9 protein-coding genes are annotated in these 10,844 nt (G+C 68.9%); 7 read left to right on the top strand and 2 right to left on the bottom strand.

What is annotated here, in order from left to right; genetic code table 11:
• The first annotated feature begins 279 nt into the window (after positions 1–279).
• The 6 genes from ACTHK2_RS05735 to ACTHK2_RS05710 are packed head-to-tail and all read left to right on the top strand — an operon-like array spanning position 280 to position 6,987.
• On the top strand, positions 280–1,290 hold the full coding sequence (locus tag ACTHK2_RS05735) for a peptidylprolyl isomerase (protein WP_440244737.1): 1,011 nt from the start codon (positions 280–282) through the stop codon (positions 1,288–1,290).
• Positions 1,291–1,347: 57 nt separating this feature from the next.
• Positions 1,348–2,124 (top strand): ABC transporter permease, encoded by a 777-nt coding sequence (locus tag ACTHK2_RS05730; protein WP_440244736.1) that lies wholly within the window; start codon positions 1,348–1,350, stop codon positions 2,122–2,124.
• Positions 2,121–3,329, top strand: a complete 1,209-nt coding sequence (locus ACTHK2_RS05725; protein ID WP_440244735.1) for an ABC transporter ATP-binding protein — start codon at positions 2,121–2,123, stop codon at positions 3,327–3,329. Before ACTHK2_RS05730 ends, ACTHK2_RS05725 begins: the two co-directional genes overlap by 4 nt.
• Positions 3,322–4,218 carry a class I SAM-dependent methyltransferase gene (locus tag ACTHK2_RS05720; RefSeq protein ID WP_440244734.1) on the top strand — a complete coding sequence of 299 codons (897 nt, stop codon included), beginning with the start codon at positions 3,322–3,324 and terminating at the stop codon, positions 4,216–4,218. The genes ACTHK2_RS05725 and ACTHK2_RS05720 overlap by 8 nt, the downstream gene beginning before the upstream one ends.
• On the top strand, positions 4,215–6,080 hold the full coding sequence (locus ACTHK2_RS05715; protein WP_440244733.1) for a hypothetical protein: 1,866 nt from the start codon (positions 4,215–4,217) through the stop codon (positions 6,078–6,080). Before ACTHK2_RS05720 ends, ACTHK2_RS05715 begins: the two co-directional genes overlap by 4 nt.
• Before the next feature lie 7 nt (positions 6,081–6,087).
• Positions 6,088–6,987 carry a glycosyltransferase family 2 protein gene (locus tag ACTHK2_RS05710; RefSeq protein ID WP_440244732.1) on the top strand — a complete coding sequence of 300 codons (900 nt, stop codon included), beginning with the start codon at positions 6,088–6,090 and terminating at the stop codon, positions 6,985–6,987.
• A gap of 4 nt (positions 6,988–6,991) precedes the next feature.
• Here ACTHK2_RS05710 and ACTHK2_RS05705 read toward each other — a convergent pair whose 3' ends face one another.
• Positions 6,992–8,938, bottom strand: a complete 1,947-nt coding sequence (locus tag ACTHK2_RS05705) for an OPT family oligopeptide transporter (protein WP_440244731.1) — start codon at positions 8,936–8,938, stop codon at positions 6,992–6,994.
• Positions 8,939–9,267: 329 nt separating this feature from the next.
• Between ACTHK2_RS05705 and def the strand changes: the two genes are divergently transcribed.
• A complete protein-coding gene (gene def, locus ACTHK2_RS05700) occupies positions 9,268–9,804 on the top strand; it encodes a peptide deformylase (protein ID WP_440244730.1) in 537 nt (178 codons plus the stop codon).
• A gap of 144 nt (positions 9,805–9,948) precedes the next feature.
• Here def and pyrF read toward each other — a convergent pair whose 3' ends face one another.
• Positions 9,949–10,767 (bottom strand): orotidine-5'-phosphate decarboxylase, encoded by an 819-nt coding sequence (gene pyrF, locus ACTHK2_RS05695; protein ID WP_440244729.1) that lies wholly within the window; start codon positions 10,765–10,767, stop codon positions 9,949–9,951.
• Positions 10,768–10,844: the final 77 nt, after the last annotated feature.

Below are 10,844 nucleotides of genomic sequence, written 5' to 3'. Positions count from 1 at the left end.
CCGGGCCCAGACCAGCCGCGACTGCAGCGGAAAATCCTCCAAAGACCCCGTGCTGAGAAACCACCCCCCCTGACGCACGTCGCCGGGGGGGGCGCTGGAGCGCACCCCCGCGGCTCGAATCGGTAAGGCAACGGAAGCGTCGATCGCTTCCGTTGTCGTGTCCGGCCCTCGGAACGACGTGAACCCTGTGGGCGATCAGTGGTCCGAGGGGATCGCGGCGCGGGCGGCGACCCTGTGGCCCGGATACCTACCGTTTCCGATCAATTCTCTGGAGTTTCGATGAGCAATTTCGTGCGATTCGCGGTGGCCGTGGCCTTCCAGGCAGGCGCGCTGCTGTTCGTGCCGGCTTCGGCTCGCGCCGATTCCGCACGGGCCGATGCCAATGAAGTGATCGCGAGCCAGGGCGGCGCCAAGGTCACGTTCGGCGACATCGACGCATTCGCCGAGCCGATGCCTGCGCTCGACCGATCGCATTTCTTCGACAGCCCGCAGCGCATCCAGTCGCTGATCACGAACATGCTGCTCCAGCGCCAGCTCGCGGCGGACGCCCGCAAGCGCGGGCTGGACAAGGACCCGGACGTGCTCGCGTCGAAAGCCGGCGTCACCGACGCGGTGCTCGCCGCGGCCGAGGTCCGCCGTTTCCGCGACGAACTGGTCATCCCCGATTTCAGCGAACTCGCGCACGAGCGATACATCGCGTATCCGGAAAAGTACGCTGTCGGCGGCGTCTTCGACGTCAAGCAGATCCTCGTCTCCACCGGCATACGCAGCGACGACGACGCCAAGGCTCTCGCCGAGAAGGCGGCCGCCGAAGCGCATGCCGACCCGGCGCAGTTCGACGCACTGGTCGAAAAGTACTCCGACGACCCGGGCAAGTCGCGCGACCACGGCCTCGTGAAGCACGCGGACAGCATGGCTTACGACGAAACATTCCGCGCCGCCGCACGCGCGCTGCAGACGCCGGGCGCGGTGTCGCCGCTGGTCAAGACGGAATTCGGCTACCACGTCCTGCAGTTGGTCCAGCGCGAGCAGGCGCAGCGGCAGCCGTTCGAAAGCGTGCGCGAAGACGTGATCGCGGCGCTCAAGAGCGAGTACATCGAGAAGACCGTGCGCAACCATCTGGACACGCTGCGCAACAACCCGCTCGATGCGAACCCCGCTTACGTGGCCGCGCTGCGCACGCGCTACAAGATGGATGCGCCACCGGAAAGCCCTGCTCCTGCGGCGGCGACGAACGACAAGGCGAAGGCTGCCAAGACGAAGGGCGCCGCGCCGGCATCCAAGCCGTGAGCGCGCGCCCTTGGCCGGCGCGCACGTGCGACAACGCTGCGTGGGCGTGACCTGCGCTTGTCCGCGCTCCCGCTCCCGCTGATCCTGCGCTTCGCACGGCGCGAACTGGCCAACCGCTTCGCCGGAAGCCTGTCGGGCGCGCTGTGGACCCTGTTCCAGCCGCTACTGCAGCTCGCGGTGTACGCGTTCGTGTTCGTGCATGTGTTCAAGGCGCGCATCCCCGGCGCCGACGCGCCCGGCTACGTCCCGTTCCTCGTCACTGCGCTGTGGCCGTGGACCGCGTTTTCGGAAGCGATCCTGCGTTCGACCACGGCAATCCAGGACAATGCCGCGCTGATCGGCAAGGTCGCGCTGCCGCGCGAAGTCCTCGTCGTCGCGGTCGCCGGCACGAGTTTCGTCGTGCACGCGATGGGCTTCTGCGCGATCCTGCTCGTGATGCGCCTCGCCGGACAGCCGGTGAACCTGTGGCTGCTCGCGCCGGCGCTTGCGCTGTACCTGCCGCTGTTCGCGCTCGCGCTGGGCATCGCCTTCGCGTGCGCCGCCATCCAGGTCTTCGTGCGCGACCTCGTGCAACTGCTCGGCCAGATCCTTCCGCTGCTCATGTTCGGCGCACCGATCTTCTACGATCGCGCTTCGCTGCCGGCGGGCGTGCAGGGCCTGCTCGATCTCAATCCCTTCACGTACTACGCCGATGCGTTCCGCGCATTGCTGCTCGGCCACGGCTCGCTCGACTGGGCGCACCTCGGGATCATGCTCGTGGTCGCCGTGGCGGCGCTGGCGTTCGGACGCTGGCTGTTCCACCGCCTCGATCCGCACTTCGAGGACTTCCTGTGAGCGACCTGCTCGTCGAAGCGCGCGGTCTCGGCAAGGCCTATCCGAAGGTGCATCGCAGCGGCGACCGGCTGCGCGCCCTCAGCCGTTTGCTCTTCACCGGCTCCGACGCCGACCGCATCAGCGTGCTGCGCGACGTCGACCTCGAGGTGCGGCGCGGCGAATCGCTCGGCCTGATCGGCGCCAACGGGGCCGGCAAGTCGACCCTGCTCAAGCTCATCACGGGCGTGCTGACGCCGAGCACGGGAACGGTGCGCGTGCGCGGACAGGTCGGCGCGCTGCTCGAACTCGGCGCCGGCTTCCATCCCGAGTACAGCGGGCGCGACAACATCGTGATGGCCGCTGCGCTGCATGGCCTCGACGGCGCCGAGCTGCGTCGCCGCTTGCCGGAGATCATCGCCTTCGCCGACATCGGCGACTACATCGACGAACCGGTCAAGCACTACTCGTCGGGCATGGTCGTGCGCCTCGGTTTCGCGGTAATTGCCTCGCTCAAGCCCGACCTGCTCGTGACGGATGAAGTGCTCGCGGTCGGCGACGAGTCGTTCCAGAAGAAGTGCGTGCGTTGGATGCAGGATTACCTCGAGGGCGGCGGCACGCTGATCCTCGTGTCGCACAGCATGTACCACGTGCAGAAGCTGTGCCGGCATGCCTGCTGGCTGCGCGGCGGCGAAGTCGCCATGGCGGGCGACGTCTTCGACGTGACGCAGGCCTACCTCGCCTGGCACGAGCGCAAATCGGCACCACAGGCGGCGCCTTCGGCGAGCGACCGGCTCAATATCGAATTCAGCGTGCTCGGCATGAGCCTCAACGGCGAGGAGGGCGAGCAGCCGCTGCTGCAGGACGGCGGGGCCGCGCTCGAGGTCCGTTGCCGCATCCGCTCGCGCGAAGGCCGCGTTCCGTGCGTCGCCATAGGTGTCGCGCGCGCGGACGGCACGCCAGTCTACGGCGTCAGCACCGACATGGACGGCCTCGCGCCGCATCGCACCGGCCTGGACGAATATGCCTGCGTCCTGCGCTTCGACGCATTGCCCCTGCTGCCGGGCAGCTATACCGTACGCGTCCATCCGCTGGACCCCGAAGGTGTACGCGTGTTCGACACGATGGAACGCTCGTTGACGATCCGCGGCGCGACGCGCGAATTCGGCCTGGTGCGCCTCGCGCATCGCTGGATCGATCCGGGCCACGAGGGTTCGCCGCGTGAGTGACGATTCCGCGCTGCCGTTCACCGGAGAGCGATTCACGCCCGAGTGCGTGCGCGAGATCTGGTACGAGCACTGGCACCGTTATGCATTCGCGCGCCGATTCGCCGCTGGCCGGCGCGTGCTCGACGCCGCCTGCGGCGAGGGCTACGGATCGGCGCTGCTCGCCTCGACGGCGGCCGAGGTCGTGGGGGTGGACATCGACGCGGCGTCCGTCGCCCATGCGCGCGCCCGCTACGGCGATCGGCCCCGCCTGCGTTACGAGCAGGGCGACGCCACCGCGCTGCCATTCGCCGACGCTTCGTTCGACCTCGTCGTCTCCTTCGAGACGCTCGAGCATCTCGCCGCCCAGGAAGCGCTGCTCGAAGGCTTCGCGCGCGTCCTCGCCGAAGACGGCCTGCTGCTCATTTCCTCGCCGGACAAGCGCACCTACAGCGAGCAGGCGGGCTTCCGCAACGAATTCCACGTACGGGAACTGTATCGCGAGGAATTGATCGCATTGCTGCGACCGCATTTCCCGCATGTGCGCCTGTACGGCCAGAAACTGCTGTTCCAGTCCGCGCTGTGGTCGCTCGACGGCGCGCCGACGGCCAACTGCGAGACGCTGACGGCCGACGGGCGCGCGGAACAGGTCGAGAGCGGCCTTGCCTATGCGCCGCTCTATTTCGTCGCGTTGTGCAGCCGGAGGGCGCTGCCGGCCGATGCCCCCGCACTGTCGCTGTTCGGCGACGGCGGCGAGTCCGTCTACGCGCACTACAATCACGAAATCCGCAAGAACATCAGCGCCGGCGGGCGCATCGCCGAACTCGAAGCCGAGCTCGAGCGACTGCGCGCGCAGGCTCGGCCTGCACCGAGAAACAGCTGGCGCTGGTGGCGACGAAACGACGAATCATGAGCAGCCATTTCAACTACCAGATCAACTATGGCGCGGCGACCACCGCGGCTCCCGCGCCGGCGCGTGTCGACCCGGCAGCGCCGCTGTACGCGTCCGAGGACGGCGTCGTCGCCTCGCTGTCCAACAACGAATGCATCTTCCAGGTCAAGCGCAGCGGCGAAACGCACGTGATGACCTTCCAGGTACTGCAGGCGCTCGACCAGGTGCGCGAGTTCCGCTCGCTCGACGAGCACGTCTCGCGCATCCTCGCGACCGTTCCCGGCCTCAACGTGCAGCGCGACGACGTTGCCCGCGTGCTGGACAGCCTGATCAAGCGCCGCCTGCTCGTGTCGGACCGCAGCTTCCTCGAACGCGCGGGCGCCGCCGTGGATCGGGAGCCGGCGCCGCTGCGCGCGGTGTTCATCCGCGCATGCGATCGCCCGGACCAGGCGGCCCACCTGCTCGCGTCCCTGGCCGACAACGAGCGCCGACACCGCGCGAACCGCCACTACGTGCTGATCGACGATTCCACCTCGCGCGACGCGGCGAATCGTCATCGCGATCTGCTGCGTGAATTCGCGCGCGCGACCGGCTGCAAGCTCACTTACATCGGGTCGGCCGAACGCGAGCGCCTGATCGAGAAGCTCGCACGCGCCGTGCCCCAGGCGGCAGCGCACCTGCCGGCGCTGGTCGGCGCCGGCGAGCGTGGCCGCTTCGGAGGCGGCCGCGGCTGGAATCTCGCATTGCTGCTGTCGGCCGGCGCACGCGCCGTGCTGCTCGACGACGACCATCGCCTGCCGCTGCGCCGGCTCGAGGATGCACGCGACGGGCTCGATCCGAATCCCGCCGGTACGGCCACGACGCGCTTCTATCGCAACATCGAGAACGCACTCGGCGCGGGCGAGGAAGTCGACGAAGACCCGTTCGAACTGCATCTCGCGGTGGCGGGCCATCCGCTCGGCGCCGCGGTCGGGCGCCAGCGCTACGCGATCGACCCGCAGGCGTTGCGTGGGCTCACCCTGAGCCGCCTCGATCACCTGCACGGTGATGCGCCCGTGCTCGCGACCCATCACGGCGCATACGGCAGTTCGCGATCGGAGTCGGGCCAATGGCTCTATCACCTTTCGGCGGAAGACCGCGCCGAGTTCACGCGTGACCGCGACAGCTACCTGCGCAACGTCGAGGTCGGCAGCATCTGGTACGGCTACCGGCAGGCGCGCGCGACCGGCGTGGCGACGTTCACGCCGTTCGCGCTCGACAACAGCGTGATGCTTCCGTGCACGAACCCGCTCGGTCGCGGCGAGGACGCGCTGTTCTCACGCGTGACCGAGCTGTGCCACACGGGCGCTTTGATGTTCGAGCTGCCGGTCGCGGTCGGCCACGTGCAGGAAACCCAGCGCCGCCGCTCGTCCGTCACCCTCGCGGCGCACACGCCGCGCTTCAACTATTTCGTCGCGGATTTCATCCGCACGCGCCTGCCCGAGTTCAGCGCCGACGACCCGGCACAGCGCCTCGGCCTGCTCGCCGCCCACCTGCGCGACGTCGCCGGCGCGAGCGAGCAGGGACGTGTGCGCCAGCTGCAGGAATACCTCGCCTATGCGCGCGCCGACCTCATCGAGCGTTTGCAGGGGCAGTACGACAACGCGCCGGATGCGCCGATCTACTGGCAGGCCGACGTGCGCTCGATCATCGAGGCGAACGGCCGCAGCCTGATCACGCCCGGCGTACCGCGCCTCGCCGACTGGCCCGAGAACATCGACGGCGCCGGCTGCGCGGAGCGCCTGCGTGCCGAAACCAGCGAGCTCGCCGGCTTCTTCGAGGCATGGCCAGCGCTGTGGAACTACGCGCGCGAACAGGGCGAGCGTCTGCTCGGCGCGGTCTGATTGCGTCGTGACCGCGACCGGCAGCGACCTCACGAGCATCGTCGTCGTCGCCGCCGACAGCGGCCCGCTGCTCGGCGATTGCATCGAGTCGGTGCTCGCCGCCCGGGATGCCCTCGAGCTCGTGCTCGTCGACAATGCCTCCGGTGACGGCAGCGTCGAGCGCGTGCTCGCCGTGCACGCGCACGATCCCAGGCTGCGCGTGCTGCGCAATCAGTCCAATCTCGGCTTCGGCCCCGCATGCAACCGCGGCGCGGCCGTCGCACGCGGCGACGTGTTCGTGTTCCTCAACCCCGACTGCATCGTGCGGCGCGATCTCTGCGCGGCGTTGCGCGCGACGCTCGCGTCGGATCCGGAGATCGGCCTGCTCGGTGTCCAGGTCACCGATCCGGACGGTGCGCCGGCGCGCGGGAATCGCCGCCGCGAACCGACCTTGCGCCGGGCGCTGTGCTCGCTCGCCGGCCTCGCGCGCCTCGAATCGCGCTGGCCCGCGCTGCAGGGCGTGGAAATGCCACCGGCCGCAGGCGAAGGGATGGAAACGGTCGAAGCCGTGTCCGGCGCCTGCCTGGTGCTGCCGCGCGCCGCGTTCGAGCGCATCGGCGGTTTCGACGAAGGCTATTTCCTGCACGCTGAAGACCTCGACCTGTGCCGGCGCGTACGCGACGGGGGGTGGCGCGTCGCGATCGATCCGCGCATCCGCGTCGCGCATGCGCAGGGCGCATCGAGCCGCTCACGCCCGTTGTTCGTTGCGCGACACAAGCACCGCAGCCTGTGGCGCTACTTCACGAAGTTCGACCCGGCCGCCCGGAATCCGCTGCTGCGCGCGGTCGTCTTCGCGGGCATTTGGGCGCATTTCGCGCTGCAGGCGCCGCTGCTCGCGCTGCGCGGCCGGCGCCGCGCAGCACGATGAGCGATCAGGCGGACTTCTTCGCCGCGCTGCGGTAGAGCAGCCAGCCGACGAACGCGAGCACGACGAGGCCGACGTACTTGTTGAAGTGCAGGGCCTCGGGCGCGGCGAGCACGTCCGCACGGCTCGACACGACGATCGGGATCGCGATGAGGATGCCCATGAGCGCCTCGCCGGTGATGAGACCGGCCGAGAACAGGGTGCCCGGGCGATGCACGCGATCGCGCTCGGCTTCGTCGTGCGGGTGCACGCCATGCGCACGTTCGACGAACCACGAGATCAGGCCGCCGAGGAAGATCGGCACCATGAGTTCGATCGGCAGGTAGATGCCGATCGCGGCGCCGAGCACGGGCACGCGGAAATGCGAGCCGCGACGCTTGAGCCACTCGTCGAGCGCGATGATCGCCGCGCCGATGAGCGCGCCGATGCCGATCATGTCCCACGGCAGGTGGCCGCCGAACAGCCCCTCGGCGACCGACTTCATGAGCATCGCCTGCGGCGCTTCGAGCGAGTTCGGATGATCGGGCGTCTTCGGGCCGATGCCGTACGCGGCCGACAGCAGGTTGAGCACCGGTGCCATCACGAGCGCGCAGGAGAACGCGCCGATCATCAGCATGAGCTGCTGCTTCCATGGCGTCGCGCCGACGAGGTAGCCGGCCTTGAGGTCCTGCAGGTTGTCGCCGCCGACCGCGGCCGCGCAGCACACCACCGCGCCGATCATGATCGCGGCGACCGGGCCGATCTTCGATTCGTGGCCGAGCAGCAGCATGAGCACGACCGAGGCGAACAGGATCGTCGCGATCGTGATGCCCGAAACCGGATTGTTCGACGAACCGACGAGTCCGGCGAGGTAGCCCGACACCGACACGAACAGGAACCCGGCGACGATCATGATGATCGTCATCGGCACGCTCACCGTCCACATGCCGACGATCGCCTGGTACAGCGCGAGCAGCGGCAGGGTGAACGCGACGAGGGCGATCAGCATCCACTTCATCGGCAGGTCGCGTTCGGTTTCGGCGACCACGACCGCGCCGCCGCTCTTGCGTGCCGCGGCGATGCCGCTCCGGATGCCGGAGACGAGCGATTTGCGCAGCGAGAACAGCGTCCAGACGCCGCCGATGAGCATCGCGCCGACGCCGAGGTAGCGCACCTGCGCCGAGCGGATCAGGGCGGCTGCGTCGGCGGCGCTCGCGCCCGCGAGCTGCGCGGCGAGCGCGGGATCGTGGTTCATGAAAAACGCGTGGTAGAGAGGGATCGCTATGTTGTAGGACAGGATGCTGCCCGACACGACGACGATGCTGACGTTGAGGCCGATGATGTAACCGACGCCGAGCAACGCAGGCGACAGGTTCGTGCCCATGTAGCCGAGGAACTTGCCGAAGAATCCGGACCAGGTCGCGTTGTCGGGGATGAGGCGCATGCCGCTTTCGGCCGCAAGCTTGACCACGGCACCGATCGCGCCCGCGACGGCGAGGATCTTCACGCCGGGACCCGGGTTCTCGCCCGCGCGCAGCACTTCGGCGGCCGCCTTGCCTTCGGGGAACGCGAGCGGCTCCTCGATGATCATCGAACGGCGCAGCGGGACCGAGAACAGCACGCCGAGAAGGCCGCCGAGGCCGGCGATCGCGAGCACCCAGGAATACTTGAAGTCCTGCCAGGCGCCGAGCATGACCAAGGCGGGGATCGTGAAGATCACGCCCGCCGCGATCGACGAGCCGGCCGAGGCGCCGGTCTGCACGATGTTGTTCTCGAGGATCGTGCCGCCGCCGAGCAGGCGCAGCACCGCCATCGACACGACCGCGGCCGGGATCGCGGTCGCGATGGTCAGGCCGGCGAACAGGCCGAGGTAGGCGTTCGCCGCGGCGAGGATCACCGCGAGGATGACGGATAGGATCACCGCACGGACGGTGAGCTGCGCGACGGGCTGGGCCGCGGCGGGTTGGGAACTCATTCGATACCCCTTCAAATCGGCGACGGCCAGCGGTCGCGACCCGTAATCAAAGCACACCGCGCGGCGGCCGTCACGCCGCGGGCGGGGTGGCGCGGGGGGCGACGCCCGGCCAGCAGCGGAGCAAAGCCTGAAACAGGAAGGACACGAAGGCCACGAAGGAAAAGCCTTGTAAAGATTGAAACACGGAGCACACGGAGCACCGGAGGAACAGGGGGAGTGCGCATTGGCGTTCTCCTATGCCCCGCGCTTCAAGCCCGTTTTCCGTTCGCTTCGTGTCCTTCGTGTTTCAATCCCGGGCTCTGGCTCCCGCTGATGGATGGAGGTGGCAGGTGATTCGGGAAATCCTCAGGATGGGCGATCCGCGCCTGTTGCGCGTGGCCCCGCCGGTGCCGCCGGAGATGGTCGGCGCTGCCGAACTCGAAGCGCTGATCGCGGACATGTTCGACACGATGCGCGCGGCCGGCGGCGTGGGTCTCGCCGCGCCGCAGATCGGCGTCGACCTCCAGCTCGTGATCTTCGGCTTCGAGCGCAGCGAGCGCTATCCGGACGCGCCCGCGGTACCCCGCACGATCCTGCTCAATCCGACGATTACACCCTTGTCGGACGAGCAGGAAGAGGGCTGGGAAGGGTGCCTTTCGGTCCCGGGCCTGCGCGGCGCCGTGCCGCGCTGGAAACGCATCCGCTACACCGGCATCGACGCCGCCGGCGGACCGATCGACCGCGTCGCCGAGTACTTCCATGCGCGTGTCGTGCAGCACGAGTGCGACCACCTGATCGGCCGTCTCTACCCGTCACGCATCGTCGATTTCACGAAGTTCGGCTACACCGACGTGTTGTTCCCCGGCCTCGACCCCGCCGACGATTGACGCAGTCGAGCACGTAAGGCGGGCCGGTCGCGGAGGGCGGGTCGAGCGCGTAGGGCGGGTCGAGCGCGCAGCGCGAGTCCCGCCATGGATTGCGGCAAGGCTTCGTGGTGTGCGAACGGCGGCACGCGCTCCGCGCGTACCGCCCTACGCCTTGCGGGAGGTGTTGATCGCGTCGCGCAAGGCGCTGGCGGCATCGCGCGCGGCGTCGGCGAAATCGTCGCCCCGGCTTGCGTACAGGATCGCGCGCGATGAACTCACGAGCAGGCCGGTGCCGTCCGCGGTGCGGCCGTTCGCGACCACGGCCTCGACGTCGCCACCCTGCGCGCCGACGCCGGGCACGAGGAAGGGCACGTCGCCGGAGATCGCACGGACCTCGCCGAGCTGCTGCGGCCAGGTCGCACCCACGACGAGCAGGCAGTTGCGGTTCGCGTTCCACTCCTGCGCGACCTTGGCCGCGACGTGCTGGTACAGCGGCCGGCCGTCGACGACGAGGTCCTGCAGGTCTCCCGCGCCCGGATTCGACGTGCGGCACAGGACCACCACGCCCTTGTCGGCACGCTCGAGGAACGGCTGCAGCGAATCGTGGCCGAGATACGGGTTGACCGTGATCGCGTCGGCGCCGTAGCGGTCGAACGCCTCGATCGCGTAGTTCTGCGCGGTCGAACCGATGTCGCCGCGCTTGGCATCGAGGATCACGGGAACGCCCGGGTGCGCGTCGTGGACGTGCGCGATGAGCCGACGCAACGCATCCTCGGCGCCGAGCGCGGCGAAATGTGCGATCTGCGGCTTGAACGCGCAGACGAAGTCCGCGGTCGCATCGACGATCGCCCGGCAGAACCCGAACACCGCATCGGCATCGCCGGCGAAGCGCGCCGGGAACTTGGCCGGCTCGGGATCCAGACCGACGCAGACGAGCGAGTCGTTGCGCCGCCACGCCGCCCGCAGCGATTGCATGAACGTCACGGCAATCCTACTCGACAGACAGGAGCAGGAGCCTTCGACACGAAGCGCACCGAGCACACGGAGAAACGAACGAGAAG

It is taken from the genome of Dokdonella sp. (assembly GCF_051958935.1).
GTDB lineage: Bacteria > Pseudomonadota > Gammaproteobacteria > Xanthomonadales > Rhodanobacteraceae > Dokdonella_A.
This window is presented reverse-complemented; position numbering and strand designations above follow the sequence as displayed.

What these genes read in the sequence shown, in the direction of transcription:
- ACTHK2_RS05735 (WP_440244737.1), top strand. Translation starts at nt 280, where the DNA reads ATGAGCAATTTCGTGCGATTCGCGGTGGCCGTGGCCTTCCAGGCAGGC.
- ACTHK2_RS05715 (WP_440244733.1), top strand. Translation starts at nt 4,215, where the DNA reads ATGAGCAGCCATTTCAACTACCAGATCAACTATGGCGCGGCGACCACC.
- ACTHK2_RS05705 (WP_440244731.1), bottom strand. Translation starts at nt 8,938, where the DNA reads ATGAGTTCCCAACCCGCCGCGGCCCAGCCCGTCGCGCAGCTCACCGTC.